Consider the following 26530-nt stretch of genomic DNA (forward strand, 5'->3'; position numbering starts at 1 on the left):
CGGCTCCAGGGGAAGGGGCACAAGCAGAGTGCTCTCCCCGGCCACGGTCCTTGTCGGAGGGGAGTTGAGTGGAGTCAGCGAAAAGTCAGCGAACCCGCTGACACGGGGGCGTGGCCGAGATCATCAGACGGTATCGGCGCCGTACCTGACGACACCGGATGGCACCCGACGAGCAGGCCCGGCAGGTCCCACCAGGGTTCGCATCGAAGGGGTCAGGGGTTCGAATCCCCTCATCTCCACCGAGCTCAAAGGCCGTCTCTGATGATCAGAGACGGCCTTTTTGATCTTCTGAGTGACTATGTTCTCAACGGCTCACATGTCGCCGCCGCCCCTCCTTTCCCCTGGGGATCTCGCAGAGCAGCGCGACGTTTCGCTTCACCTTGTCGCGGGCTTGGGCGTGGGAGATGGCCCGCACGAGGATCGAGCGCAGCCGCCCTGAGTGCATCAGTTCGTAGATCACACTGCGGCTCAGCCCGAGCTGTCGCATGGCGTCGGGGACCCGGTAGAGCCGGGCCTCGGTGGTCGAGATCAGGTCAGCGGCCAACGGTTCCTCCCGGTTCCGCACGGGAGAGCCCTGCCTTCCCCTCGAGAACACGCTCTCTCGACCGGAGCGGGGGGCGTACTTGATCACGGTTTGGTGTCGCGCGATCAGCCGATCTTGACGTGGGAGCACCCGCAAGGCGTTATTAGAACGTATGTTCCCATCCGTGTAGGAGGTCCTCGTGCACCACCCACTGGTTCGCCGATTAGCCGCTCACTGCAGCGCCGCCGGCCTGATCGCCGCCCTGCTCACCGGCCTGCTCACTGTTGCGGCCCCCGCCGCCTCGGCAGCCGACACCACGACCGACCTCGGGGTGACGTTCGACTCCTACACCGCCGACCTGGCCGTCGGCGGCGGCCGGGTGTTCGTTTCCGCCGACGACCGGATCATCGTGGCTGACACCGGCGGAAACCTCACCGGCGTCGTCACCGGCCTGTCCGGTGTCCGCGAGCTGGCCATCAACGCGGACGACACCCGCCTGTACGCGGCGCTCACCGGCTCGAACGAGGTGGCCGAGATCGACACCGCGAGCCTCGCCGTCACCCGGCGGATCGACCTGTCGGCCCACCCGTGCCCGTCCACCCTGGCATTGCTGGGCGAGCGGCTGTGGGTGGGGCACGGGTGCGACAACGGCCCTGGCGGCGTCGTCGGCCTGGATCTGAGCGCGGCCACACCGGCGCCGGTGGCGGTCGGAGGTGAGCACCTGCGCGCTCCCGTGCTCGTGGCCGCAGGCGACACGCTCGTGGTCGGCCGGACCAGCCTGCACCACGCCGACATGCTGGTTTACGACGTCGACGACGGTACTCCGGAGCTGCGCGGCACGATCGACGGCGAGAAGTGGCGCATGGACTACCTGCGCGACCTCGCCCTGACCTCCGACGGCACCACCCTGTTCTCCGCGGCCGACACCCCCGGTCACTTCACCAGGTACGACACCAGGACCCTGGCGGCGACCGGCACCTACGGCGACGGCGACGGCTGGGACGGGTATCCGTCGGCCGTGGCGCTCGGCTCGGGCGGTGCCTATCTCGCCGCGGGACGTCAGTGGGGCAGCACCGACCTCACGCTCTACGACGCCGCGACCGGCGCGGCGATGTTCGCGGCCGACCAGCTGGACGCCGAACTGCTCCCGGACGGCGTCGCGTTCTCCGGTCCGGACGTCTTCGTGCTGCTGCGGAGCTCCGCGAACCGGCTGCTGCTGTGGCGGGTGACGGGCGTCGCACTGCCGGCATCCAAGCTGACGGTGACGGCCCCGGCGCGCGTGTATGCCGGCTCGCCGGTCACCGTCGAGGGGCGGCTCACCCGCACCGACGGCAAGGCGCTCGGGCTCAAGCCGCTCGCGGTGACCCGGCGCCTGCTCGATGGGACGAAAGAGCCGATCGCCGGCGTGACGACGCAGAAGAACGGCACGTTCACTTTCGAGGACAGGCCGTCGGACATCGGCGAGGTGACCTACTTGGTGTTCTGGGACGGCGACGACCACTACCGCCGAAGCAACGCCTCCGTCACCGTGACGGTCAGGCACGTATCCACCCTCACCATGAACGGGCCGCAGTCAGGCGTCGTCGGCACGGCCATGGTGCTGACCGGCGTGCTGACGGCGGGTGGCAAGCCGCCCTCGCCGGGGGCCACGCTCATCGTGCAGCGCAGCGTGTACATCGACAACGTCAGCGATGGAAGCGTCAAGTTGCCGCCGGTGAGCGTGAACGCCGACGGCACGTACACGTTCACCGACACGCCCGCCACCGCCGGCAGGTACAGCTACCTCGCGTTGTGGTCAGGAGAGGCCACGGCCGGGCCGGCCAAGGCCGTCCATCAGATCATGGTCGATTGACCTGACGGCCGTGTCCGGCCATCGGGCCGGGCACGGCCGTCAGCTCTTCATCGCACCGCCGACCGCGTGGCCATGCTCCAGGACGGCCGTACGATCGCCACCGGAACCCACGACGAGCTGCCGGCCGACGACGCCGGCTACCGTCGCCTGCCGGCAGGTCAGGTGGGGGAGGTGGACTGACGGGCGCGGTGGCGGCGTACCGCGTCCCGGTTGGCGCACGGCTGGGAGCAGTAACGCTGCCGTGCGGTGCGTGAGGTGTCCGTGAAGATCGTCTCGCAACCGCGGGACGGCGGTGGTGTCGATGCCGACGTCACCGCGGAATCCTGCCAGGTGGCCGCGGCCTTTGCCCCAGCGGACCGGGCTGAGCACGAGCGCGGTGACGACGTCTTGCAACAGGTCCTGCTTGTGGGTGTGGTCGGGATCACCGTCTTTCCAGGTGGTGGCGAGCACGTCGGTCTCGTGCTGTGGTAGGCGGGTGCGGCGGTCGTGCCGGGCCGGATCCAGCCTGAAGACGATGAACGGCGGCAGAGGGCGCAAGGCTGAGCCGTGAACACTCGGGGCGGTCGTGGCAAGACATAGCTGACGACATCGCAGAAAGGGTGCTAATGACCGGACAAGGTCCTCTATGGTGACCGATACGCTGCGCGCGGTGGATGATGCCGGGATCATTGCGGGTTCTCTCGACGATCCCGAGGCGTTCGCGGCCCTGTTCGATCGCTACAGCGCGATGCTCTACCGGTACGTTTCCTTCCGGCTCGGCCCCGAGACCGCGGAAGACCTCGTCGGGGAGACGTTTCTGATCGCGTTTCGGAGGCGTGGGTCTTACGACCTCTCCTACCGCGATGCCAGGCCGTGGCTGTTCGGAATCGCGACCAAGCTCATCACCCGGTACCGCAGGGCCGAAGTCAGCCGTTACCGCGCCCTGGAACGGCACGACCCCGTTCGGAGCGTCGACGGGCCTGAGGAAGCGATCACGCACGACCTCACCGCCGAGGGGGCGCGGCCGGCTCTGCTCCACGCGCTCTCGCTGCTGTCGCGGGGCGACCGGGACGTGCTGCTTCTCGTCGCCTGGAGCGACATGACCTACGAGGAGGCGGCCCGGGCACTCGGTATCCCGGTCGGCACGGTGAAATCGCGGCTCAACCGAGCCCGTCGCAAGGTCCGCGACGCCCTGGGCGGCGTCAACCCGTTGAAGGAGGACATCGATGGATGAACTGAAGACCCTCATCAGGGAACTGGAACACCAGCCGCCGGAGTCCCTGGCCCGCCAACGCCTCCGGCTTCTTGAAGAAGCCACCCGAAAGCCGCGATGGACACGATTCCTTCTCACCGGTCGAGCGGCGCGGGGGCCTGTTCGGCTGGGACTGTCAGGACTGAGCGGACGGCGACTCGCACTGGCAGGTGCCGTGGCGGCGATGGCCGTCGTGGCGAGCCTGGTCGCGCCGACACTCATCGGATCCGAAGCACCCGCCTACGCGGTGATCGAGAACCCTGACGGCACGATCACCATCGAGTTCAGGGACCGGTTCCACGTCAGGGAGTTCAGGGAGAGGTTGGAGGAGGATCTGCGCGCCTCCGGCGTCCCGACGGTAGTGCACCTCGTGCCGGTTGGAAAGATCTGCAAGGAGCCACGCGCCCAGTACCGACCGCTGGAGACCGAGAAACTGATTACATACAAATCCAGCCCGGAGGCGCTCACTTTCACCATTTACCGTGACCAGATCAAGCCCGGCGACACCATGGTGATGACCTTCTCGGGTTATGACAAGGGCGAGGGCTCGATGGACTTCAAGGTCGCAGAAGGTCCGGTAGCCGCCTGCCAGCCAGTAGACGACCCGCAGGTCGTCCAGTCCTCCATCCCTGAATCCTCCGTCCCCGAAGAATAGGTCCAGGCCCCCTGGACGCGCTGCCCGCCGACCTGTCGCGCCGGGAAACGATCACGTTCAATCAGGGAAGCGATCTCTACGGTGCCTTCTGCGTCCCTGGCCAAGGCCACTCGTGAACACCCCACCGAGGGCCGTTCTCGAAACGGCCTGGAGGATATCGACGAGATCCCGTCCGATCGGCTTGATCGGGCGGGATCTCGTCGTTTTCCGGGGCGGTGAGGCGGTTGGAGGGCTCGTCCGAGCGCGTGTGACGGCTATGGAGAATGCGCAGCCCAGGTACGCAGCCCGGTCGCCCATTCGGCGTGGAGTGCCCGTCCCTCGGCGGTGAACGGCTCGCATTCGATCATGGCTGCAGGGGCTGCCCGGCTCTCCTGTGGACAGCCACGCCGAGGATCCGGTCGCCGGGGTACAGGCCGACCTGACGTGAGTCGTGGCTCTCGTCGGCGTCGCCGAACACGATCAGTGAATCCTTCGGGACGGTCTCCCGGCCGCCCGTCGCGGCGTGTGCCGATGCCGGGATCCGGTCGCCGGGCAGTGCCGCCACCCGTTTGACCTTCCACCGTGTACGCGACCGCGCGGGCGCGATGACGACGACGCCGTTCGGGTGAACCGGGCGGGGCGGCTCCAGGACCACGATATCGCCGACCTTCAGCTCGGCGATGCGGCACCGCCGTACCAGGAGCCGGTCTCCCGGCTGGAGGGTGGGCGTCATGCTGATGCCGCTCACGGTCACCATCACCCAGCGCCGCCGCAGGTGAGCGAGAAGAGCGGTGGCCGCCGCGAGGCTGGAGATCGCGATGAGAGGTCCGATCACGAGGAGACCGCCTGCGGTTCCTGCCCGGTGTCGTAGCCCAGCGCCTGCAGGAGGAAGAGCCGGGCGTAGTCGCCGTCCACGGTCATCAGCTTTTCGTGCGTGCCCTGTTCGCTGATCCGGCCATCAGCGAGGACGACGATGTGGTCGGCCATCCGGACGGCGTTCAACCGGTGGGAGATGATCACACTGGTGGTGCCGTGCCGGTGCTCGACCAGCCGCCGGTGGATCGTGTGCTCCGCCTCGGCGTCCAGACCCGAGCTGGGCTCGTCGAGGATGAGCAGATCCCGCCTGCCCCGCATGAAGCCACGCGCGAGGGCGAGCCGCTGCCACTGGCCGCCGGACAGCGTCACACCCGCCGTCTTACCGTCCGACCGGGAGTTCATGAAGAAGAGCCTGCTCAGGAGCGTGTCATATCCGTACGGCAGACCTGAGACGGCCTCGTGGGCCTCCGCGGCGGTCGCGGCGGCCCGGATCCTGTCGCGGTCCTCCAGCGCCGCCAGGTCGCCGATGCCGATGTTCTCGGCGGCGGTGAAGTCGTAGTTCATGTGGTCCTGGAAGACCGTGCCGATCCGGTCACGCAGCTCCGCCACCGGAATGAGGCGGATGTCCACCCCGTCCCAGGTGATCGACCCGCGCGTGGGCTCGTACAGCCGGCACAGCAGCTTCACCAGGGTGCTCTTGCCGGCGCCGTTCACGCCGACCACGGCGAGCAGAGCGCCACACGGGATGCGCAGATCGACGCCGCGCAGCACCCACGGCTTGTCGGCGTCGTAGCGGAACCAGACGTCCTTCAACTCGATCGCGACCCTCAGCGACCGGGCGGGCAACGGGGCGTCCGGCGTCGTCAGGTCGGGGCCGGCGTTCAGGACGGCGAGATAGTGGCCGAACTGCAGGAGCCCCTGGTGTCCGCTCGCCAGTAGCGTGATCAGCCCGGACAGCCCGGCCTGCACGCCCGCGACCGCCACGACGAAGACGACCACGTCGCCCGGGGTCAGCTCGCCCGTCCGGGCCAGCAGGACGGCCCAGACCAGCCCGCCGCCCGACACCACGGCGGCGAGTGCGGCCAGGCCCATCTGGGTGCGGAAAGTCCGCCGGTCGAGCTCGCGCCCTGCGGCGTTGACCTGCCGCAGCTCGGCCAGCATCCGCGACCGCATGAAGTCGCCCAAGCCGAACAGTCGGATCTCCTTGGCCGCCGCGCGGTCAGTCATGAGCTGGGAGTAGAACAGCTCCCGGCGCACGTTGGGGCTGGTCGTCCAGAGCATCTCGCCGCGCCTGCGGCTCAGGGCCAGCTCGGCGACCACGGCGGGCGCGGCGGAGAGCACCACGAACCCCGCCATGACGGGGTGCACCGCCAGCAGCGTTCCGGCGAACCCGGTCATGGTGACGGTGGCGCGCACGCCTCCCAGCACCGCGTCGAGGATGATCTGCGGCGCCATCCCGCTCGCCTGCCGCGCCAGGCCGATGCGGTCGTGGAACTCGGGATCCTCGAACCGGGCCAGCCCGCCGAAGCGGGACAGCGCCTCATACAGCCGGTCCTGGGCGTGGAATCGGACGACCCGGCCGAGCTCCGCCTGCACGTACTGGGAGAGGTACGGCAGCGCCGCCGCGACCAGTCCCAGGCACGCCAGTAAGACGGCCTGCGTCACCAGCCAGCCGATGGGCATCCGCCCCGCCAGCAGTCCGTCCAGCACGTGCTTGGTCAGCCAGGCGACGCCGACCGGCGTGGCGCCCGTGACGAGCGCGGCGGCCAGATAGGTCAGCAGCAGGGCCGGTCCGGCGTGCCACGCGATGCCCAGGGCGGCGACCGCCCTCTCCCGCCACGTCGTCTCGCTGCCGGTATGGTCGGCAGTGAGGTCGGCAGTGGTCTCGACAGCGGGGCCGCGTCCGCTCGTCACCGTGCGGCGACCTGGGGTGACGCCAGCTCGCGGACGCTCACCGCGCTCGTGCGTACGGTGCCGTCCTGGTTGAGCAGGACGAACGTGGGCGAGCCCTGCACGCCGAACGCGCCGGTCACCGGACCGTCCTGCGGCTCCACGACCACCCGCGCCACCTGACGCACGGCGTCGATGATGTCCGCGCCCTGCTCCACGGTGCCGGAGACCACCACCAGTTTCCGCTCCGGGCCGCCGGGCATGGCGGCGGCGTACTCGATGAAACGGGGAACCTCCTCGCGGCATGACGGGCATCCCGTGGAGAAGAAGCCCGTGAACAGTGGAGCCTCCAGATCGCGCAGAGACACCGTGGCGCCGTCGAGCGCCGTCGCCTCGAAATCGGCGACGCGGTATCCGGACTCCGGCGACGACTTGCGCTCCACGAGCCGGTCGAGGCCGGCCCGCGCCCATTTCGCCTCGTAATCCCGCAACCGGCGCAGGACGGCGAGCAGCAGCAATAAGTTGAGCACGCCAAAAAGACCGACGACGACCACAGCGGCGATCAGTACGGCATCCATCGACACACTCCCAACCTGAGAGGCTTCCAAAGGGGGTCAGCGGACGAGGACCAGCGCCACGAGGTCGTCGTAGGCGATGACCAGCGTGGCCAGGACGACGGCCACGAAACCGGAGAGAAACAGGGCGGTCACGTCGAGTCCGCCGACTCCGCCGGGGGCCAGCAGGGTCCCCGTCATGCCCGCCGCCGTGATCGACAGGAGAATCACGTTGCGCACCACGTGCCGCACACCCAAAGGCTGATCGGACGCGCCGAAGCACCGGCAGCTCGTCGTCGCGCCCCGTCGCACGGCCGAGCCGATCGCTCCCGTGAAGGCCGCCAGCAGCACTGCGGCGAGCCCCAGACCCACGGGAGCGACGGCGTCGATCAGCATCAACGATGCGGCGACCAGTTCGCCCGCGATCACCGCACCCGAGGCGGCGGAGCTCCAAGGCAGCCCCACGCCGAACTCGCGGACGGCGGCGCGGAACTGCGCCAGATCACTTCGCCCGCGCACCTTAGTGGCGACGGCGACGAAGAACACCAGGGCGAGTAACAGGCGGCATATGAAACTCAAATAGGCCATCAATATCACGAATCCCCTGCTGAATGGGTAAGGCGCGATTGAGTCGGCCTTTCAGAGGAAATGCGTGCTGTCACGAAGGACCGCCGTTCAGCAGGTCCACGGCCCGTGATTGCAGCCTCCGGCGGTGCACTGCCCGATGAGGTCCCAGTCGCTGCAACCGCCGGGACCGCAGATCCGCCGCCAGAGGTTGCAGGCGTTGCAGTAGCACTGCAGGTATGTCGGGTCGGCGGCCGCCTCGGCTTGAGGGACGGTCAAAGTGAGGAGTGCGTCCCCGACCTTGTTCAGCAGACGAGTCACATGAACCTCTGTGATTTCGAGTTGGGATGGGGCCTGTGGAGATCCACGTCAGCAGGAGTACATGCCGGTGGGCGTGAGGCACCCGCCGATGCGGGACCATCCGCTGCAGCCGCCGGGGCCGCATACTCGCTGCATCAGCCCGTACGAGTCATTGCAGTAACACTGCACATATGTCGGGTCGGCGGCCGCTTCGGTCCGTGGTGCCATCATCATGAGCATGCGATCGCCCGCGGCCTTGAGCATACGAACCATGTTCACATCCCTTGGCTTGGTGATTTACCGAAATCGTAATCATGCGCGGTTGACCCATCCAGCGGCTTTTCTGCCACATATAGACGGTTACCTGCCAAATTCAGAAGCCGAGAGGCGCGACTGGGCGAAGGAGTCAAGGTTTACGGCGCCGGGTGGAATGTCAACAGCGTCAACCGTCTGTCCCTCGCCATCGGAGGCGAAGTGTTCCTGACGATCGACGGGCTCTTTCCTGGTCGGCCGGACGGCCATTCCCACCTGGGGCGGTGGCCCGAACCGGCGGTTATGACGGACTTCTTCGCCGAGTTCGAGGAAAGAGGCGACGACTACGACCGCAGGGCGGCTGGTTGACGGTCGTCGACCGGACCACCGGAGCAAGGCTGAGCGGTGAATGGCTCCAGGGGAAGCGTCCCTGCCTGATGGCTCGCATATCTGAAGCAGCGCGTTAGCGCCTCTTCACCTCAAGGCGTGGAGAGGAAAGAATCACTTTCGTTCCGGGAAACGATCCCGGTTTCCCATGTACTCGCTCAGTGAGCACCCCGCGAAGGGCTCGCCGAGATTCGGCGGGGCCTTCGCCATCTCAGTGCGACGCGAGCGGACCACCCCGGCGTCCTCCCCTTTCCCGGCGCTGAGAAGGCAGCTGGGAAACGATCATCCATAACCTGGGAAGCGATCAACAAACCCCTGCTTCGACCGCACGTCACGCACACTCGTGAACACCCCACCGAGGGCCGTTCTTGAAACGGCTGGACTGTAGTTGACGGGATCCCGGTCGAGGAAGTGGTCATTGGCGACGGTGATGGTGAGCGCGACCAGCAGGGTCTGGGCGACGCGGCCGTGGGCGAGCCGGTTCTTGGGGTCGCCGAGGTCGAGATCGTGGGCTTTGAGTCTGCCGCTGATCCCTTCGGTGTTGGCCCGGACGGCGCGGTAAGTGCCTGCCCAGGCGGGGTTCAGGTAGGGAAGGTCCTGGCGGAACTTGTCCGGGTGTCCGAGATCGTCGGGGTGCAGGGTGATGGACTGCTGCGGCAGGTCTTCGGCAGCTCGCCGGGTCTGTTGTCGGGTGCCGGCGGCAGGATGCGGGATTTGGCCGAAGGGTGAGCTGCCCGCTGCCGGGTGTCGGCCAGATCAACGACAGCTGGTCGGCTGGGTTCGCGCTGGCGGAGGCGGTCGAAGCGGGACAGGTGACCGATGAGCAGAGCACCGTGGACGCTGCCTTGAACTCCGCGCTGGTTGACCCTGTAGTCCAGGGCCAGTTTGAAACCGAGCGCGAGTTGCGGGAACGGGCCGCAGGTGGTGCGGGTGCGGGCGGCGACGGTGAGGGTGGCGCTGTAGCCGAACTCCGGCGTGCCCTGCTCTGCGGAGTAGTGCCAGCTCGTGGTGATCTCAGTGGAGGCTGTTTCCTCGCCGGTGGAACGGCGGACTCGTGGCGGACGGGCGAAGACGGGGACGGCGGTAGTGTCGAGCCCCATGTCGCCCTGGAAGTTCGCCAGACAGCCGCGGCCTTTGGCCCATCTCACCGGGGTCGGCACGAGCGCGGTGACGATCTCCTGCAGCAGGTCCCGCCGCCGATGATGCTCGAGGTCGTCGTCTTCCCAGGCGGTGGCGAGCCGGTCGGCCTCGTGCTGGGGCAGGCAGGCACGGCGGTCATGCCGGGCCGGGTCGAGGAGGCTGGTGAGCCGGTCGAAGGCCCGGTAAAAAAGCACTGGCAGTCACTACCGTCTGCAAGATCCTTTTCGCCGCTCGCAGGTCATGGAAGGCCGAACCACCCTGGTCATCGTTCACCGCCTGTCCGCCATCCGTACCGCCGACCGCGTGGCCATGCTCCAGGACGGCCGTACGATCGCCACCGGAACCCACGACGAGCTGCCGGCCGACGACGCCGGCTACCGTCGCCTGCCGGCAGGTCAGGTGGGGGAGGTGGACTGACGGGCGCGGTGGCGGCGTACCGCGTCCCGGTTGGCGCACGGCTGGGAGCAGTAACGCTGCCGTGCGGTGCGTGAGGTGTCCGCGAAGATCGTCTCGCAACCGGCGGCGGCACACCGTCCGAGCCGGTCCATGCCCCGGCTGACGAGGTGCATCGCCGTGCCCACGGAGATCAGCGCGAACAGCACCGCGCCGAGCGGCTGCAGGTCGTCGCGATAGTGCAGGTGCCAACCATGGGCGTGGTCGGTTAGCCGGGGGTAGGCGGCCGACCGGGCCAGCATCTCGTTGACCAACTCGGCCTTCGCGTGCTCCCCCGTGGCGTCGACGACCTTCGTCCAGGCGTCGATGACGGCGAGGGTCTGGTCGAGATCCGATGGTTCGACGGGGCGTTCCAGCACCAGACCGGCCGTGCGGCAGCGGTCGGCGAGTTCATCGGCGCTCGTCGGCGGGCGGTTCGCCAGTTCCGCGGCGAAGTTCACCACGTCCGCGCCGTAAGGGTTGAGGTGCACAAGCTCATTACATCAGCCTGTACGTCATGACGCGAACAGCAACAGAACGCGACATTCCAGAACTTGTCCGCCTCCGGGCACTGCTCTTCGACGACCTCGGCGGCGACTTCTTCAACCCCGCGAACGCCGGTGACGACTGGCGCGACGCGCTCGCACGGATTTTCCAGCAGAAGCTGACCGAACCCGACTGCCAGATCCTGGTCGTGGACGGCGACACCGGCCTGGCCGCCTGCGGCATCGGCACGATCGAACAGTGGTTCCCCGGCCCCCACTCCCGCAACGGGAGGATCGGCCACGTCATCGGCATGGTCACCGACCCGTCGTACCGGCGGCGCGGGCACGGCCGGGCGATCATGCTCGGCCTGCTTGATTGGTTCCGCGACCGCAACGCCGTACGGGTCGACCTCACCGCCTCCCACGAGGCGGAACCGCTCTACCGGCAGCTCGGCTTCTCCGACCACCCCGATCCCCTGCTGTGCTGGAAGCCGTGAAGACATCGCAATACCGCTGGGTCATTCTGGGGGTTGCGACTTTCACTCAGGCCGCAGCCGCGTTTTTCGTGCAGGGCATCGGTGCGATGAGTGTCCACCTTCAACGAGACCTGGAGCTGAACACGACCCAACTGGGCCTGCTGCTGTCGGCGGCTCAGCTACTTCCTCTAGCCGGACTACTCGTGGCGGGACGAGTGCTGGACCGCCACGACGAACGCTGGATCGTCGGGATCGGCGCTCTTGTGGTCGCCGTCGCGCTGGCCGCTGGAAGCGCGGCCCCGGGGTATGTCTCCTTGCTCGTCGTCCTGCTGATCGTCGGTGCGGGGTACAGCACCATTCAGCCGGGCGGCAGTAAATCGGTGGCGTCCTGGTTCGACGCCCGGCAGCGTGGCTTGGCCATGGGTATCCGCCAGGCGGGGCTCCCGCTCGGGGGCGTCCTCGCCGCCTTCGCACTTCCCTCACTGGCAACGGCCTTCGGCTGGCGGTCGACGCTCGTGGCCGGCGCGCTCGTCGCACTGTCAGGCGCCGTCGCCTTCATGGCCTTCTACCACCGCCCACCGGACCAACGCCCAATGCCGACCACGTCCCGCGTGCGGCTGGAACTGCTCCGCGAACCGTACATGAAGAAGATCATCTTGTCCGGTACGAGTATGGTGTCGGTGCACAGCGGTGTGGGCGTCCTCACCGTGCTGTACCTGCACGAGGTGACGTCCATGGCCTCCGCCTCGGCGGTCTTGGTCTACGTCGCGGTCCAGTGCGCGGGCGCGCTGGGCCGTATCTGCCTGGCGGCCTGGAGCGACCGCCACAGATCCGGCCGCTACGCCTGCGTCCTGACATGCCTGGCCGCTGTGATCATCGGGACGACCGTGTTGACGACCCCCATCGGCCGCTCCCCCGTCGTGGCCTGCCTGGTCTTCATCTGGCTCGGCTTCTTCGGAATCGGCTGGTACGGCCCCTGGGTCGCCTACGCCGCCGAATCGGCGCCGCCGGACCATACCGGATTCGCCCTTGGCCTGGCCATGGCCGTCAACCAGGTGGCGGTCATCCTGGCGCCACCCGTGCTCGGCCTGCTCACGGACCTGACCGGCAGTTTCGCGCCCGTCTGGGCCCTGCTCGCCGCGCTGACCGCTGTCACCCTGACGGCGACAGCCCGGCTGTGACCGGTTCGGACGTCAGCCGCTGCAGTCCTCGGACGACGGCCGGCGTCTTCGCGAAGGCCCGTCACCACGGGATCGCTGCGCAGAAGATGCTGCAGTGTGCGTGCGCCACCACGTTTTCGGCCTGAAGCCCCTCCGACGCCGGGCTCGCCGGAGCGGGGACCCCTGGCGAGCCGGCAGTAGATCAGTTCCTCGGCGGACTGTAAGCACTGGGAAACGATCATTGCGTATCCGGGAAGCGATCATCGAACCCTCGGATTCGCACAGCTCAGCCGTACCCGTGAACGCCTCACCGAAGGGTCGTTCTTGAGTTGGCTCAAGAACGGTTGACGAGATCCCGTCCGATCGCTTGATCGGGCGGGATTTCCTCGTTTCCGAGGTCCTGTGGCCGCTGGGTGGGCTGATTGTGGCTCGTCGAGTGTGGCGACGGTGTGGAGGTATGGGGCAGGTAGCGTGCAAACCAGCGTATGGATGAGGCATCGCCCCTACCGTCGCAAGGTATGCAGACAGTGGATGTACTGGTCGTGGGTGCGGGCCTGGCCGGCCTGCGCACAGCCCGCCTGCTCGCGCGACGGGAACTGAACGTGATGGTGGTCGACCGTCGCAGGTCGCTGTCGACGGGCATCCGCACGACAGGGATCTTCGTGCGCCGCACCCTTGATGACTTCGACGTGCCGGATCACCTGCTCGGGCCAGGTGTCCGGGACGTGCTGCTGTATCCGCCGTCGCGGCGGGCACCGATCCGGCTCACCAGCGACCGGGACGAGTACCGCGTGGCCGACATGGCGGCCGTCTACGAGCACGCGCACCGCGCGGCGGAGTCGGCCGGGGCACGAGTCCTTTTGGGCGTACGGTATGTCGACGCGTCGATGGGTTTTGTGCGGTTCGCGGGTGCGGAACCGGTGACGGCCCGGTTCGTCGTCGGCGCGGACGGCGCCCGCTCCCGGGTGGCCCGTGATCTCGGTCTTGATGTCAACCGGCGCTTCCTCGTCGGTGCCGAGATCGTCCACCCGATCACGTCGGGCACGACCACCCCGGCGTTCCACTGCGTGCTGGACCCCCGGATCGCCCCGGGGTACCTGGGATGGGTCATCGACGACGGCCGGCATGCGCATGTTGGCGTCGCGGGATATCCGAACGCGATGCGCACCGGCATCCGCCACTTGCTGGACGCCTTCGCCGCAGATGCGCCCGGCAGTACACCGCCGGCCGGGCCGGTTGAGCGCCGAGGTGGTCCGATCCCGGTCGGCGGTGTGCTGCGACGGTTGGTGTGCCCCGCCGGGCTGCTCGTCGGAGACGCGGCGGGCGCGGTGTCGCCGCTGACGGCCGGTGGGCTGGACCCTTGCCTCCGCATGTCCGAACTGGCCGCGGCGGTCACCGCCGGGTACCTGCGTACTGGCGACCAACGCGTGCTGAGCCGGTACGACGGGGACGCGTTGCGGAACCGGTTCCGAGGCCGACTGTTGCTGCGCCACGTGTTCGCCGGCATTCGATCCCCTGCCGCGGCAGAGGCGGCGGTGACCGTGCTACGCGGTCGTGCCGGCCGTGCCTTGGCGGCACGGGTCCTGTTCGGCGACGGCTCGTTTCCCGAAGTCGACCCACGGCTCGCGGACCTGGCGATCGGCCGCCCTTACCGGTAACGCCGACCGGCTCGCCTGTGACATGGAACCGGGCCTTTTCGCTATTCAGGTGACGTGTAGGTCGTCAGCGGCCGGGACCGCGCGGGGTGGCGTTCGCTGAGGGCTCAGGGATCGGAGTCAGCGAAAAGTCAGCGGACGTCTTCGGGGCGGGTGAGCTGCCACCCGTGGCGGGGGTGTCGGTCGATGACTGGGTCAGGTATCGGGGTTGTCGAGGATGACGACGGGGGCGTTCTCCACATCCGGCAACTCACTGTCCAGGTCCATGCCGGTGGCCGCCTCGACGAAGGCGAACGCCGCACTGCGCTTACCGCGGTAGTCCTCCGGGCCGAGCGTGTCGAGCATGGCGCGGAAGTCAGCCAAAATGCTCGGAGCGTCATCCTCAATCCTGTGCTCGGTGAAGATGAAGTCGCACATCCGTGCTCTGATCTTGCCGTCGGCCGCGTAGAGGATCGTGTATCCCCCGTTGAAGTGCCAGGTCACCATCCATACGCGTGACTCCCTGCTGAGTTCGGTGAGGACGCGGTCGGACAGGCCGAAGCCGTAGGCGAGTTCGAGGAAGCCCCAGGTTCCTTCTCCCTCGGAGACGAGGAGTACGGGGCAACTTTCCTCCATGGCCTCTTCTCGGGGATATTCCATGATGCGCTGCTCGGGGGCGCGGCCTCCGTTCAGCCGCCGCAGGAGGTCGTCCACCGTGATCTCTTCGTTGAGGGGCTGCACCACGGTCCAGGAGAGTCCGTTCTCCAGCCACTGATGCCGCTCGAAGAAACTGCGGTAGTAGTCGATCACATGATCATTGTGATGGAAGTTGGAGATGAAACATGCGCATATGGTGCTTCTTCTCGCTGCCATAGCCTCCTGCGGGACGAGAGGCAGAAGTCCTCGCGCAGGACGACCAGGATGTCGTCCTGCGGCCATTCGCTTATGGACAGGCCAGTCTTTTCCGGGGTATCGAGGTAGCTGCCGGTCAGGTGATTCTCGCGAACATGGAGAGATGCTCGCGGACGAAGGCGTCGAGGGTTCGGGCGGGGCGGCCGAGGATGGTCTCCACGGTGTTGTTGGGGGACTCCGGACGCTCGATGGCCATTTGCTGGATCTCCACGACGTGGCTCGCGAGCCAGTTCGGCATGTGCGCGGTTCGGACGAGATGGCTGTGGAAATCGTTCGGCGATAGGTCGATGTAGCTGACGGGCCGGCCCGTCAGCTCGCCGAGAAGACGGGCGAGTGCCGGATAGCTGAAGGCCTGCGGGCCGGTCAGCGCGTACGTGGCCCCGGCAAGGCCGGGGTGGAGGAGGGTCTCCGCAGCGACGTCGGCGATGTCCCGGACGTCGATGTAGTTGCAGGGTGCGTCGCGCATCGCCCCGATGAGCACGCCCTCGGCGACCGCTGGGGCGTTCAAAAGTAGCTTCTGCATGAACGCGTACGGCCGAAGCACCGTGGCCACCATGCCGGTTGTCGCGAGGTGTGCCTCAACCCGCCAGTGCCCGCGCGAGATGGCGACCGGCGAGTCGGGCTCGGCTGCTGGGGCGGAGAGTTTGATGACGTGCCGTACCCCGCACGCGGCTGCGGCGTCTATCGCGTTGATCTCCAGTTCGACTTGGCGCGGGCTGTTGGCCATGGCGAGGAACAGTTGTGTGGATCCGGTGAACGCGGCGCGGAGCGCGCGGGGGTCCGCGGCGTCCGCGCCGACGATCTCGACCGGCGTTTCCACACCGATCGCGGCGCGCAGTGTGTCCGGAGTGCGGCTGACGGCGCGGCAGGGGACGTCCAGCGCGACCAGTTGCCGGAGTAATGCGCCGCCGGTGGCGCCGGTCGCGCCCATGATGGTGATCATCGTGTGCCTTTCGTGGTTGGTGGGTCCAGGGAAACGGGTGGAGATTGGCCGGGTTACTTCTGCTGCCGGGATGCCATGCCGTGCCACCGCCAGGTGACGATCGCGGCGGCCAGGCCGACCGACAATGGCAGGTCGATTTGCAACCGCTTCAGCCACCAGGCGTCGGGCACCGATGTGTGCGACGGCAGCCAATTGGACGCGAACCACCCGGCCATGCCTGCGATTCCGGCAGCCGCAATACCGAGTCCGATGGTGAGTACCGGTCGCGGCACCGACGTCGTCCACCGGCGCGGCCGACCCCGGCGATGCAGCCATGCGCCGACGACGGCGGCCACCACGGCCGACGTGACTCCGATGGAGGTGAAGGCGGCCACGGTCAGTTCGGGCTGTCCGCTGAGGAATCCACCGAGCCCGGCTGTGAGCGCGGGGGACAGGTAAGCGACCGCGACCTCCTTCCAGAGTGTGAACGGACGTGCGGTGAAACCGCGCTTGGCGGTCTTGCGGGTATGACTCACGCGACTCCTCGAAAATATAATTAGGAGGCTAACTATTTGGTCATAGGGAGCCTTCCGACCATTTAAGGCGGCCACTTCTCGTGGGGCGCGGACGCTACTCGGCGGTCAGTGCGCCGATCCGCTGTGTGATCCTTTCCAGGAGCTCCAGGAACAGCCCGCGTTCGTCGACGGCCAGTCCGCCAACCAACTCCTGGAGTCGTGCGAAGTGATCCCCGGCCATATCGCGCAGTCGCTGGGCGCCGCGTGCCGTAAGGACGACCACCGCACCTCGCCCGTCCTCCGTGGACGCGCGGCGGGCCACGAGGCCTTCGCGTTCGAGCCCGTTCACCAGGCCGGTCACCGTGGCGCGCGAGACGCCAAGGCTCTTCGCAAGCTGCGACGGCGCCTTCTCGCCGTCGCTGTCCTCGAGGTCCATCAGGAGACGGTAGCGACCGGTCGACAGCCCAAAACGCGAGAAGTGCACTTCGGATGCGCGGTCCAGCTGTGCTCCGGCGGCCATCAGGCGCACCGCCACAAGCACTGCCTGCGGGTCGGCATCAAGCCCGTACCGTGCGATCTGCCGCCGTGCCTGATCATGCGTAGGAACAGCGCCAAGGTTCGCATCCTCGTCACTCATGAAACTAATATGGCGGCTAACTACCTACAGGTCAAGTCGCGCGGCACCCTGAAGCGGAACACGCGGGGACTCTGTCCGGCGGACCGGAATCCCGGTAGTGACGGAGGTGGTGCATCGGGTGCGCCATCGGGACGAGTACCGGACGAAGGCGGCGCGTAAGGCGTGTTGTACGGCGGGCGGTTCAGTGTGTGGGGGAAACGAACTCGGGCTGGTCGAGCAGGCGTAGCCAGCTTCCGTCGGGCTGGCGCCGTACGACCTGCGCGCGGGCGCCGCTCCCGTCCTTCGGCGGGGTCGAGGTGAGGGCGATGTCGCCGCTCACCAGCGTCGGCAGCGGTTCTTCCAGTTCGAAGCGGGGACCGTTGGCCAGCACCTTCTCCCAGAGGGCGCGGATCGCCTCGCGGCCAACCGTCTGGCCGCCGGGAGGGTAGGCGAGCACCGCGTCCTCCTCGTAGAGCGCGGCGACTCCGGCCGCGTCACCGGCGTTGGATCGCTCGACGAACAAGCGGGTGATGTCCTCGGGCCGCAGGGCCTTCTCGTACTCCGTCACAGGTTCCTCCTGATGGTGGATGGCGATACCTTCCAGCCTGGTCGCCCGCTGATCAGAAGTCCAACAGATTGATCTGATGAGAACTAGAATCTGTAGTTATGGAGCTGAGGCAGCTGGAATACTTCGTCGCGGTCGCGGAGGAACGGAGCTTCACCCGGGCGGCAGAACGGGTGCACATCAGCCAGTCCGGGGTCAGTGCCCAGATCCGCCAGCTGGAACGTGAGCTCGGGGCCGAGCTGTTCGATCGGTCGGCACGAACCGTCACCCTCACTGTCGCGGGAAAGGCCGCGTTCGAACACGCCCGCGCCGCGCTCGCCGCCGCCGGGGCGGTCGGCCAGGCGGTGGGTGAGGTGACCGGCCTGATCCGGGGAAAGCTCACGGTCGGGATGGTCATCGGCTGCACCGTCACGCCGTTGTTCGATGCCCTCGCCGCGTTCCACCGGGCGCATCCCGGAGTGGAGATCTCCCTGCTGGAGGACAACTCCGACCGGCTCGTCGAGGAGGTGCGCGCCGGCACCGTCGACCTGGCTCTCGTCGGGACGGCGACCGCACCCCCCGAGGGGCTGGACGCGCTGACGATCATCAGTGAGCGGCTCGTCGCGGCGGTCCCGCCCGGGCATCCCCTGGCGGAACAGTCGCGGGTCACCCTGCGTGACGTGGGTGCCCATCCGATTGTGTGCATGCCGCCCGGCACCGGCCTGCGAATGGTGTTCGATCAGGCCTGCGCGGCACAGAACCTCCAGCCGGTGATCGCGCTGCAGGCGAGCGCCGCGGACGCCATCGCCGATCTCGCCGCCCGGGGGCTCGCCGTCGCCGTTCTCAGCGCCTCGATGGCCGCGCACTACCGCGACCGGCTCACCGCCCTCACCATCGACGACGTCGAAACACCCGCCCTGCTGGCCCTGGTCTGGAGGAGCACACACAACCCCGCCGTGCGTGAACTGCTTGTGTACGGCAGGCGGGCGTTCGCCGCCCCGCGCCCCGCTTGATCCGTGGGACGGCCGGAGAGGTGGTCATTCCTCGCGGGCGATGGCGCAGAGAAAGCGCATGTCGAGCACGTTCTTCGTAAAGGCGACGCCGGTGATCCTCTCGGCGAGGGCGAACGCGCTCGCGATCGGGTCGTCGGGCATCGGGTCGTCGAAGCTGCGGCGTCCCAGACCGACTTCGCGCATCGCGGCCTCCCAGCGCCGGGGATCACTGCCCTCCCGGTGCTGGGGCGCCTCGGGCTCGAAACCGAGGATCACCTTTCCCTCGATCGCGTGGACGAAGCGGTCCGAGGCGTAGTCATGCCGCTTGACCGAGACGACCTCGCTTCCCCGGGAGAGGCGATCGAGCACACCGGGATTGACGGGGACCCTCCAGCCCCAGGGCTCGACGAGCACGGTCCAGTCGGCGACCTTCACGGCACCGACGTAACCGGCCTCCTCGCCGTCGAACTCCTCGACCCCCCTCAGGGCGCGGTCGTCCAGCTCGTCGAAGGTCATCTCCTCGGTCGTGTTCGTGTCGACTTCGAGCCGGGCCAGCACTTCGTGTGGGGAAAGGCCGCGGACGAAGGACACGCAGTAGATGTCATGCAGGGGCCCGTGGCACGAGAGCCAGCGGAATTCCGCTCGGGGATCCGTCATCGTCACTCCTTCGACCACAGCCGCTTCGATCACGCCCGCGACATGGTCGCAGCCGTCACCGACAAAAACGTCCGGTCGCCACGCGCCGGCTGCCGTATGGTCGGGATCATGAGCGGTCAGGAGATCCTGGCGTTCGTCAGAGCCAGAGCCGCCGCGGGCGCGCTGTTCTTCGACCCGGACGGCCGGGTCATGATCGTCCAGCCGTCCTACAAACCACAGCGGGACATTCCCGGAGGCTTCGTCGAGCCAGGAGAGACCCCGTACGAGGCGTGTGTTCGGGAGGTCGCCGAGGAACTGGGCATCCGACCGCCGATCGGCCGGTTGCTCGTCGCCGACTGGGCTCCCGATCCGGTCGCGGGGGAGCTGATCCTCTTCGTTTTCGACGGCGGGCTGCTCGACGCCGGGACGCTCGAGCAGGTCACCTTCGCCGACAACGAGATAACCGCCTTCGGGTTCCATCCGGTGCGGGACGTGGACGGTCTGCTGGTCCCCGGCCTGGCCCGCAGGGTCACGGCCGCGGTGGCCGCTCGCGAGCGGGGGGAGACCGTCTATCTGGAGCACGGCCGGACGCTCGGAACCCGGTGACCGGCCGGGGCCGGGTCACCGGGTCCGGCAGGGGTGACCGCCCGGCGGAGGGGAGCGCCGGGCAGGGGAGCGCTTAGCGGTCGAGCACGTCGCGGAGGGCCTTGGCGAACTCGACCGGACACCTCAGGAAGCCCACGTGGTCGCCGGGGAACTCCACGAGCGGGGTGCCGAGCCGTTCGGCGAGGACGGTCGACGCCGACCGATCGCCGGGCACCCGTGTCGTCAACTCAGGGTTGACGTTTTCTGGATCGTCAACCTATGGTTGACGCATGACGAATCCGACTCGCATGACGAACACGGTTCGCCTCGACGACCTGATCGAGGCCATCAAGAAGGCCCACTCCGACGCTCTCGAGCAGCTCTCCGGTGCGGTCATCGTCGCCGATCACCTCGGCGACGTGGCCGACCACCTGATCGGCCACTTCGTGGACCAGGCGAGGCGCTCCGGCGCGTCCTGGACGGACATCGGCAGGAGCATGGGGGTGACCAAGCAGGCGGCCCAGAAGCGTTTCGTGCCGAAGGGCGAGCCTTCGGACCTCGAGCCCAGCCAGGGGTTCGGTCGGTTCACCGACCGGGCGAGGAACGCCGTGATGGCGGCGCAGAACGAGGCTCGTACGGCGGGCAACGACGAGACCCTCCCCGAGCACCTGGTGCTGGGGCTCCTGAGCGAGCCGGACGCGCTGGCCGCGAAGGCGATCGTCGGGCAGGGCGTGTCGCTTGAGGCCGTCAGGCAGGCTGCGACCGCCGTGCTGCCGGCGGCGGCCGAGCGGGTGCCCGACGTCATCCCGTATGACTCGCGGGCGCGTAAGGTGCTGGAGCTCACGTTCCGGGAGGCGCTGAAGCTGGGCCACAACTACGTCGGAACCGAGCACATCCTGCTCGCCCTGCTGGAGCTCGAAGACGGCCAGGGCGTGCTCTCCGGCCTGGGGGTCGACAAGGCGGCGGCGGAGGCGAACATCGCCGAGGCCGTGGCCGCCCTCCTCGCCGCCCGCGAGCAGGGGTGACCCCGAGGAGCGCCTGGCGGGCGCCGAGGGGGCGCCGAGGGGGGCACGGCCCTGCCCCCTAACCCCCTGAGTCCCTGACCTCCGACTCCCCGCGATCCGGCCGCGGCCGTACGGATGACCGAGCGGATCGGTCGTTCTCCGTCGGCCGCGGCACGGGCGGTGCCGGTCGCGGCCTCGCTGGAGGGCCCGAGGGGCGGAGGGGGCGGGGGACTGGAGGCTCGTGGGGCCCTGGGGTTTTGTGGGGTTTCGGGGTTTGCGGGACCGTGAGGGGATTTCCCCCAAACTCTGTCAAGCGCACTGTTATTTGATCGTTACAGGATCCGGTACGCATATTTCGGTTTTCGGTTGTCTCACATATGGAACGCGCCAGGGCTGAAACCGGCGCGAAAGCATGCATATGAGGAGCAGACCGTGAAGACCCTCAGGCGGACGGCCCAGGCCTCGCTTGCTCTCGTTGCCGTCGCCACCGTGGCGGCCTGCGCGGCGGAGGGCGGCTCGGCCGCACAGCCCGCACCTGCGCCCGTGTCCACGCCCGCGCCCACCCCCGTCAAGACCACGGCCAAGGCGGACGCCCCGCGTGCCGCCGGAGGCGCGGCCGTCAAGGTCGCGCGGCGCACGCCCGTGCTCGGCATCGCCGACATCACCCCGATGGGCGAGGACGTCGAGAAGATCGGCGTCGGCGCGCCGATCATCGTCACCTTCGACAGGGCGGTCGCCAAGCCGGCGCTGGTTGAGGCAGTGCTCCAGGTCCAGGCGGAAAAGCCGGTCGAGGGCGCGTGGCGCTGGGTCTCGGACCGCAAGGTCGTCTACCGCACCAAGACCTACTGGAAGCCGCACCAGAAGGTCCTCTTCACCGCCCGCCTCAACCAGATCCCCGGCAACCAGGAGGCCAAGGACGTCAGCCGCCGCTTCGCGATCGGCGTGGCCAACATCTCCACGGTCAGCACCGGCAAGCACCTGATGAAGGTCTACCGGGACGGCAAGCTCGCCAAGACCATCCCGATCAGCGCGGGCCGCGGCGGCATGATCAAGAATGGTGTGGACGTGTATCTCACCACCAGCGGCGTCCATCTCACGATGGGCAAGAAGGCGGTTGAGACCATGACCTCCTCCTGGCTGGGCGTCACCGACCCCAAGGACCCGCGCTACTACAAGGAGGAGATCCCCTGGGCGGTGCGGATCTCCGACAGCGGTGAGTACGTCCACCAGAGCGCGGGCTACTACCAGTTCCTCGGCCGCTCCAACCAGAGCCACGGCTGCGTGCGCGCCACGCCCGCCGGAGCCAAGTGGTTCTACGGCATCGCCCAGCGCGGGGACGTCGTGAAGATCGCCGGCACCAAGCGGAAGCTGGACTGGCGCAACGGCTGGGGCTTCTGGCAGCTCAGCTGGAAGCAGTGGAAGCAGGGCAGCGCGCTGCCCGCGACCGGCCCGACCCCGACCCCCTCCCCGACCTCGAGTGCGCCCCCCGCGACGGACCCGACGGACGGTGGGGAGCAGTCGGGACAGGAGAGCGGGGCCTGACCCTCGCCTCCCCGACGAGGAGAGCGGGCCTGACCTCGCGTCCAGAGGAGGGGCGGGCCCGATCTCGCCGCCTCAGGGGTGGCCTCTCCGTGGTACGGCGGGCGCCCGTCGTACCACGGAGGTCAGGCCCGTTCCTGCCTCGGCAGGATCACCTCGCGGACGATGAGCAGGAGCGCCGCGACCAGCGGGATGCCCAGGAGCGCGCCGACCACGCCTAACAGCGCGCCGCCGAGCAGGGCGCCGACGATCGTGGCCAGGGGCGGGACGTCGACGGAGCTCCTCATGACGCTCGGCGCGATCCAGTAGTTCTCGATCTGCTGGTAGACGGTGAAGAAGACCACGCACACGATGCCGACGGTCGGTGAGACGAAGAACCCGACGATGGAGGCGACCCCCGCGCCGATGAAGGCGCCAACCATTGGGATCAGGTCGGTCAGGGCCACGATCAGGGCGAGCGCCAGGGCGTACGGGACCCTCATCAGGACCAGGAAGAAGAACGTCGTGACTCCGGCGATCAACGAGATGATCAGGTTTCCCCCGACGTAGCCGCCGATGCTGTCGACGATCTGGTCGCCGAGCAGGCTCGCGCGGGTCCGGCGGGACCGGGGGACGAGACGGTAGGCCATCTTCTTGAGCGAGTTCAGCGAGCCCAGGAAGTAGAGCGTCAGGACCAGCACCGTCAGCGCGTTGAAGACCGCCCCGATGATCACCTGGCCGAAGCCGAGCACGCCGCCGAACATCTGGCTGCCGAAGTCGCCGCTCGTCACGTACTGCTGGAGCTTGTCCAGGATCTGGAACCGCTGGTCCAGGTCGCGGATCAGCGGGTTGTCCTGCAGTTCCCGGACGTACTGCGGGACCTTCTGCACGAAGTCGGTCGACTGGGCGGTCAGCGGCGGCACGACGGCCAGCCCGAAGGCGGTGAAGACCGCGATGACGCCCAGGAAGACCACCGTGATCGCGGCCAGACGGGGAAGGCCGCGCTCCTGCAGGCCCTCGACGGCCGGGTTCAGGCCGATGGCCAGGAAGAGGGAGACGACGATGAGGATCAGCACCGAGCTCGCGCCCACGACGGCCTGCACCAGCCACCAGGCGGTGAGCACGCCGAGGGCGGCGGTGAAGCCGAAGACGAACGGATTGCCGCTCATCGGCCTGCCCGGCCTACCGAAGGGGAGGTCGGAAGCGAGGCTCTCGGCCGCCGGTACGGCGCTGCTCCTGGATTCCCGGGCCCCGGGAGGGCGCATGGGGCCCGCAGAGGTGAGGATCGGCTCGGCCTCGGGGACGTCGGGGGTCACGGAGGCGACGGAGGCGATGGTGGAGGCGGTGGGGGTTGCGGGGGCCGAGCCGGTCGGCGAGGGGGCGATGCCGGGCGGGGCCGGCGGCGTTCGCGGTGTTTCGCCGTGCTCGTCGGTGGTGGGTTCGGGCACATCGGGCAAGTGCCCGTTATGCCGCTAAATAGTCTGCTTTGGGATGATGGCCATGGGTGTTCACCGGGCTGTGTCGCCGTTGACCGGCGCCGGACAGGCCGGCGTCACCGCTCGCCGTACCGGCGCGGGATGGGGAGCCTGGTCGTGGCAGTGAGTCGGAGCGGCGCTGGGGTGGGGCCTGTCCTGGTCGTCGGGGAGCGGGGTGGTGTTGGGAGGAAGGCCTGTCTAGTCGTGGGGAGCGGCGGTTGGGGGTGAGTGGTCCGGCCATGGGGGAATGAGGAAGGGGCGTCAGGTCAGGTTGACGTACTGGCGGGGGCGCAGAGCGTGGCTTCGCAGCGCGGCCAGGGCGGCGGCGCGGCCCGCGGGGGTGAGCTTGCCCCCCACCCTGAGGCCGAAGGCGTCCAGGCGCTGTCCGAGCTCCGCCAGCGAGGCGTCGACCTCGGCGGTCTGCCACTCCTCGCAGTCGATCACCGCTGCGACGTGCTCACGGTCGGCGGGAGAGCCGTCCGCGAGCAGCATCAGCGCGACCTCCCTGGCGGAGGCCCTGAACTCGTGTTCTCCCGACGCCGGAGCCAGCAGCGCGGCGGACGCGGTCTCCCAGAGCAGGTCGGGATCCTCCAGCAGGCGCTGCCCTGCCGAGGTGGTCACCAGCCGCCTGCCCGCGCGGCGTAGCGCGCCCATCTGGGTCTGGGCGACCTCGCGGGCCGCGGCCAGCTCGGCGGCGCTCCAGGTGCTCTCCGCGAGCACGGAGCGGGCCAGGTTGTGACGCTGGGTCAGCGGGATGCCGCCGGGCATCCTGCCCACCCTCAGCAGCCACCGCAGTGCCTCGAGGTGATCTTCGGCGGGAGCCGGGATCGGGGCGTGCAGGCACACCTCGAAGGGCTGCGCGAGCTCGCGCCACGCCGTACCCCTGCCGAGCACCCAGCGGTTGAGCCGCTCGCCCTGGACCCGGTGGAGCCAGTTGTCGCCGCCGAGCTCGGGGCGGGGCGTGGTGAGCCAGTGACGGGTCAGCGCGCCCCGTTCCTGTGAGTCAGGGGCCAGCTCGCCCGAGACGATGGCGAGCTCGAGCGCGGCTGAGCACGCGCCGTGCGCGCCCAGCTCCTCCGGCCCCATGATCGAGCTCCACCGCAGCTCGGGGACGTCGGGAGGGAGCACGCCGGTCGCGCTCAGCGCGCTCTGGTAGGCGGCCATTCCGGCGTCCTCGCCCGCACGGGTGTAGGTGCGCAGGATCCTGGTGGTCGTCGAGGAGGTACAGAGCGTGGCATAACGCTCGAGACCGCCGAGACGCAGCAGGCGGCCCAGCGCGCGGGCGATCGCCGCGCGGTCACCGCCGACCTTGGTCGGCAGTGTGTACCAGAGGAACTCGCACACGTTGAGCTCGGTGATCGTCTCCAGCGGCTCGCCGCCGGTCAGCCAGTCGATCGCGCTCCGTGCGTGCTCGGCGTAGTCGGGCTCGGACCGCTCCAGCTCGGAGAGGAGCGCGGCCACGTCCGGTGCAGGCATGCTTCGAAGTCTGCCGTATACGGGCCTGCCCTGACGATGAACGTGACGTAATGGATCGTGCACGTCGCCTACCCTAGGAAATCAGTGCCAAGCGGATCATGTGCGGAACGCTCAGATCCACCCGTTCTTGAAGAGCATGCGGGAATTCCACTCCGCGTAGGGGATGATCTCGGCGGTCAGCACCGGGTAGAGCCACCAGAAGTTGATGAGCGCGAGCACCGTGAACCCACCGACGACCGCGGAGCCGACGATTCGCCGCGACGACGTGGCGTCGGCCGGGCCGATGATGAGCCCGGCGGCGAGGGTGAGCGCGAGGATCATGAACGGGACCATGGGGATGGCGTAGAACATGAACATGGTGCGGTGGTCGGCGATGGCCCAGTAGAACCAGGGCAGCCAGCCCGCGACGTAGCCGAGCAGGACGGCTCCGGCGCGCCAGTCGCGGGTGGCGACGTACCAGGCGATCATGGCGATGAGGGCGGCGAGCGCGCCGTACCAGATGACCGGGGTGCCGACGCCGAGGACGGCCTGGGAGCAGGTCTCGGCGCCGCAGGCGTTCTTCGGGCTCTCGTAGAAGAACGCGACCGGGCGTAGCAGCAGTGGCCAGCTCCACGGCTCCGACTGGTAGTTGTGCGGGGTCGACAGGCCGGTGTGGAAGCTCAGGACCTGGAAGTGATAGTTCAGCCATGACCTGAAGGAGTCGAAGACGAAGAAGGCCGGGCCCTGGGAGGTCGCCTGGGCCCAGTTGCGGCCCCAGCCGGTCGCGCTGATGAACCAGCCGGTCCACGAGACGATGTAGGTCAGCGCGGGGATCGCCCCCATCGCGGCCAGTGCGGTCGGCAGGTCCTTGCCGAAGGCCCCGCTGTACGGCCTGCGCAGGCCGACGGCGCGACGGGCTCCCGCGTCCCAGAGGAGGGACATCAGGGCGAAGGCGATCAGGAAGAACACCCCGGACCACTTGACCGCGCAGGCCGCGCCCAGGCACAGCCCGGCCGCGACCCGCCA

Annotated in this window: 30 protein-coding genes and 1 pseudogene; 12 read left to right on the forward strand and 19 right to left on the reverse strand. The window is 68.4% G+C overall.

What is annotated here, in order from left to right; translation table 11 throughout:
* Positions 1-304 precede the first annotated feature (304 nt).
* On the reverse strand, positions 305-544 hold the full coding sequence (locus AB0395_RS35735) for a hypothetical protein (RefSeq protein WP_366288628.1): 240 nt from the start codon (positions 542-544) through the stop codon (positions 305-307).
* Between the two features lie 178 nt (positions 545-722).
* Here AB0395_RS35735 and AB0395_RS35740 point away from each other — a divergent pair, with 178 nt between their 5' ends.
* Positions 723-2375 (forward strand): hypothetical protein, encoded by a 1653-nt coding sequence (locus tag AB0395_RS35740; RefSeq protein ID WP_366288630.1) that lies wholly within the window; start codon positions 723-725, stop codon positions 2373-2375.
* Positions 2376-2533: 158 nt separating this feature from the next.
* On the opposite strand, the gene AB0395_RS35745 is transcribed toward AB0395_RS35740, so the two are convergent.
* Positions 2534-2929, reverse strand: a complete 396-nt coding sequence (locus tag AB0395_RS35745) for a CGNR zinc finger domain-containing protein (RefSeq protein ID WP_366288632.1) — start codon at positions 2927-2929, stop codon at positions 2534-2536.
* A gap of 95 nt (positions 2930-3024) precedes the next feature.
* Here AB0395_RS35745 and AB0395_RS35750 point away from each other — a divergent pair, with 95 nt between their 5' ends.
* Positions 3025-3588, forward strand: coding sequence for an RNA polymerase sigma factor (locus tag AB0395_RS35750; protein ID WP_366288634.1), 564 nt, complete (start codon positions 3025-3027; stop codon positions 3586-3588).
* Complete coding sequence (locus AB0395_RS35755; protein WP_366288636.1) at positions 3581-4261, forward strand: hypothetical protein; 681 nt, start codon at positions 3581-3583, stop codon at positions 4259-4261. Before AB0395_RS35750 ends, AB0395_RS35755 begins: the two co-directional genes overlap by 8 nt.
* A gap of 343 nt (positions 4262-4604) precedes the next feature.
* Here the strand turns inward: AB0395_RS35755 and AB0395_RS35760 are convergent, their stop codons facing one another.
* From AB0395_RS35760 to AB0395_RS35780, 5 genes are all read right to left on the reverse strand, one after another.
* On the reverse strand, positions 4605-5075 hold the full coding sequence (locus AB0395_RS35760) for a S26 family signal peptidase (protein ID WP_366288638.1): 471 nt from the start codon (positions 5073-5075) through the stop codon (positions 4605-4607).
* The gene (locus AB0395_RS35765; protein ID WP_366288640.1) at positions 5072-6970 is read right to left on the reverse strand and encodes an ABC transporter ATP-binding protein; all 1899 of its coding nucleotides are present in this window, start codon (positions 6968-6970) and stop codon (positions 5072-5074) included. The genes AB0395_RS35760 and AB0395_RS35765 overlap by 4 nt, the downstream gene beginning before the upstream one ends.
* On the reverse strand, positions 6967-7524 hold the full coding sequence (locus AB0395_RS35770) for a TlpA disulfide reductase family protein (RefSeq protein WP_366288642.1): 558 nt from the start codon (positions 7522-7524) through the stop codon (positions 6967-6969). The genes AB0395_RS35765 and AB0395_RS35770 overlap by 4 nt, the downstream gene beginning before the upstream one ends.
* A gap of 36 nt (positions 7525-7560) precedes the next feature.
* Entirely contained in the window at positions 7561-8088 is a 528-nt protein-coding gene (locus tag AB0395_RS35775; RefSeq protein ID WP_366288644.1) for a MauE/DoxX family redox-associated membrane protein, read from the reverse strand.
* Between the two features lie 87 nt (positions 8089-8175).
* A complete protein-coding gene (locus AB0395_RS35780; protein WP_366288646.1) occupies positions 8176-8385 on the reverse strand; it encodes a hypothetical protein in 210 nt (69 codons plus the stop codon).
* Between the two features lie 453 nt (positions 8386-8838).
* Between AB0395_RS35780 and AB0395_RS35785 the strand changes: the two genes are divergently transcribed.
* On the forward strand, positions 8839-8985 hold the full coding sequence (locus AB0395_RS35785; protein WP_366288648.1) for a hypothetical protein: 147 nt from the start codon (positions 8839-8841) through the stop codon (positions 8983-8985).
* Positions 8986-9584: 599 nt separating this feature from the next.
* On the opposite strand, the gene AB0395_RS35790 is transcribed toward AB0395_RS35785, so the two are convergent.
* On the reverse strand, positions 9585-10337 hold the full coding sequence (locus AB0395_RS35790) for a hypothetical protein (RefSeq protein ID WP_366288650.1): 753 nt from the start codon (positions 10335-10337) through the stop codon (positions 9585-9587).
* Between the two features lie 46 nt (positions 10338-10383).
* Between AB0395_RS35790 and AB0395_RS35795 the strand changes: the two genes are divergently transcribed.
* Entirely contained in the window at positions 10384-10560 is a 177-nt protein-coding gene (locus AB0395_RS35795; protein ID WP_366288652.1) for a hypothetical protein, read from the forward strand.
* Here the strand turns inward: AB0395_RS35795 and AB0395_RS35800 are convergent.
* Positions 10539-11066, reverse strand: a complete 528-nt coding sequence (locus tag AB0395_RS35800; protein WP_366288654.1) for a CGNR zinc finger domain-containing protein — start codon at positions 11064-11066, stop codon at positions 10539-10541. The genes AB0395_RS35795 and AB0395_RS35800 overlap by 22 nt on opposite strands.
* Positions 11067-11092: 26 nt before the next feature.
* Here AB0395_RS35800 and AB0395_RS35805 point away from each other — a divergent pair, with 26 nt between their 5' ends.
* The 3 genes from AB0395_RS35805 (at position 11093) to AB0395_RS35815 (ending at position 14354) form a co-directional block, all read left to right on the forward strand.
* The gene (locus tag AB0395_RS35805) at positions 11093-11557 is read left to right on the forward strand and encodes a GNAT family N-acetyltransferase (RefSeq protein ID WP_366288656.1); all 465 of its coding nucleotides are present in this window, start codon (positions 11093-11095) and stop codon (positions 11555-11557) included.
* A complete protein-coding gene (locus AB0395_RS35810; RefSeq protein WP_366288658.1) occupies positions 11554-12717 on the forward strand; it encodes an MFS transporter in 1164 nt (387 codons plus the stop codon). The genes AB0395_RS35805 and AB0395_RS35810 overlap by 4 nt, the downstream gene beginning before the upstream one ends.
* A 497-nt stretch (positions 12718-13214) precedes the next feature.
* The gene (locus AB0395_RS35815) at positions 13215-14354 is read left to right on the forward strand and encodes an NAD(P)/FAD-dependent oxidoreductase (RefSeq protein ID WP_366288660.1); all 1140 of its coding nucleotides are present in this window, start codon (positions 13215-13217) and stop codon (positions 14352-14354) included.
* Positions 14355-14546: 192 nt separating this feature from the next.
* On the opposite strand, the gene AB0395_RS35820 is transcribed toward AB0395_RS35815, so the two are convergent.
* The 5 genes from AB0395_RS35820 to AB0395_RS35840 all read right to left on the reverse strand — a co-directional run bounded on the left by AB0395_RS35820 (position 14547) and on the right by AB0395_RS35840 (position 17863).
* Positions 14547-15140, reverse strand: coding sequence for a hypothetical protein (locus tag AB0395_RS35820; protein ID WP_366288662.1), 594 nt, complete (start codon positions 15138-15140; stop codon positions 14547-14549).
* 178 nt (positions 15141-15318) lie between these two features.
* Entirely contained in the window at positions 15319-16185 is an 867-nt protein-coding gene (locus AB0395_RS35825) for an NmrA family NAD(P)-binding protein (RefSeq protein WP_366288664.1), read from the reverse strand.
* 53 nt (positions 16186-16238) lie between these two features.
* A complete protein-coding gene (locus AB0395_RS35830) occupies positions 16239-16700 on the reverse strand; it encodes a hypothetical protein (protein ID WP_366288666.1) in 462 nt (153 codons plus the stop codon).
* Between the two features lie 94 nt (positions 16701-16794).
* A complete protein-coding gene (locus tag AB0395_RS35835) occupies positions 16795-17316 on the reverse strand; it encodes a MarR family transcriptional regulator (protein WP_366288668.1) in 522 nt (173 codons plus the stop codon).
* 181 nt (positions 17317-17497) lie between these two features.
* Complete coding sequence (locus AB0395_RS35840; protein WP_366288670.1) at positions 17498-17863, reverse strand: nuclear transport factor 2 family protein; 366 nt, start codon at positions 17861-17863, stop codon at positions 17498-17500.
* 98 nt (positions 17864-17961) lie between these two features.
* Between AB0395_RS35840 and AB0395_RS35845 the strand changes: the two genes are divergently transcribed.
* Complete coding sequence (locus AB0395_RS35845; protein WP_366288672.1) at positions 17962-18852, forward strand: LysR substrate-binding domain-containing protein; 891 nt, start codon at positions 17962-17964, stop codon at positions 18850-18852.
* A gap of 24 nt (positions 18853-18876) precedes the next feature.
* Here the strand turns inward: AB0395_RS35845 and AB0395_RS35850 are convergent, their stop codons facing one another.
* On the reverse strand, positions 18877-19488 hold the full coding sequence (locus tag AB0395_RS35850; RefSeq protein ID WP_366288674.1) for a DUF6461 domain-containing protein: 612 nt from the start codon (positions 19486-19488) through the stop codon (positions 18877-18879).
* A 108-nt stretch (positions 19489-19596) separates the two neighbouring features.
* Between AB0395_RS35850 and AB0395_RS35855 the strand changes: the two genes are divergently transcribed.
* Complete coding sequence (locus AB0395_RS35855; RefSeq protein ID WP_366288676.1) at positions 19597-20073, forward strand: NUDIX hydrolase; 477 nt, start codon at positions 19597-19599, stop codon at positions 20071-20073.
* Between the two features lie 73 nt (positions 20074-20146).
* Here AB0395_RS35855 and AB0395_RS35860 read toward each other — a convergent pair whose 3' ends face one another.
* The gene (locus AB0395_RS35860; RefSeq protein WP_366288678.1) at positions 20147-20299 is read right to left on the reverse strand and encodes a hypothetical protein; all 153 of its coding nucleotides are present in this window, start codon (positions 20297-20299) and stop codon (positions 20147-20149) included.
* A gap of 43 nt (positions 20300-20342) precedes the next feature.
* Between AB0395_RS35860 and AB0395_RS35865 the strand changes: the two genes are divergently transcribed.
* Both AB0395_RS35865 and AB0395_RS35870 read left to right on the forward strand, forming a co-directional pair.
* Complete coding sequence (locus AB0395_RS35865; RefSeq protein WP_366288679.1) at positions 20343-21077, forward strand: Clp protease N-terminal domain-containing protein; 735 nt, start codon at positions 20343-20345, stop codon at positions 21075-21077.
* Between the two features lie 411 nt (positions 21078-21488).
* A complete protein-coding gene (locus tag AB0395_RS35870; protein ID WP_366288681.1) occupies positions 21489-22598 on the forward strand; it encodes a L,D-transpeptidase in 1110 nt (369 codons plus the stop codon).
* Positions 22599-22720: 122 nt separating this feature from the next.
* Here the strand turns inward: AB0395_RS35870 and AB0395_RS35875 are convergent, their stop codons facing one another.
* The 3 genes and pseudogenes from AB0395_RS35875 to AB0395_RS35885 form a co-directional block, all read right to left on the reverse strand.
* Positions 22721-24022, reverse strand: coding sequence for an AI-2E family transporter (locus tag AB0395_RS35875; RefSeq protein ID WP_366288687.1), 1302 nt, complete (start codon positions 24020-24022; stop codon positions 22721-22723).
* Between the two features lie 288 nt (positions 24023-24310).
* Positions 24311-25525, reverse strand: a complete 1215-nt coding sequence (locus AB0395_RS35880; protein ID WP_366288683.1) for a hypothetical protein — start codon at positions 25523-25525, stop codon at positions 24311-24313.
* Between the two features lie 111 nt (positions 25526-25636).
* Positions 25637-26530: pseudogene (locus AB0395_RS35885) on the reverse strand (phospholipid carrier-dependent glycosyltransferase); the annotation flags it as partial.

The sequence above is a fragment of the Streptosporangium sp. NPDC051023 genome (assembly GCF_040689595.1).
In the GTDB taxonomy this organism is placed as follows: Bacteria; Actinomycetota; Actinomycetes; order Streptosporangiales; family Streptosporangiaceae; genus Streptosporangium.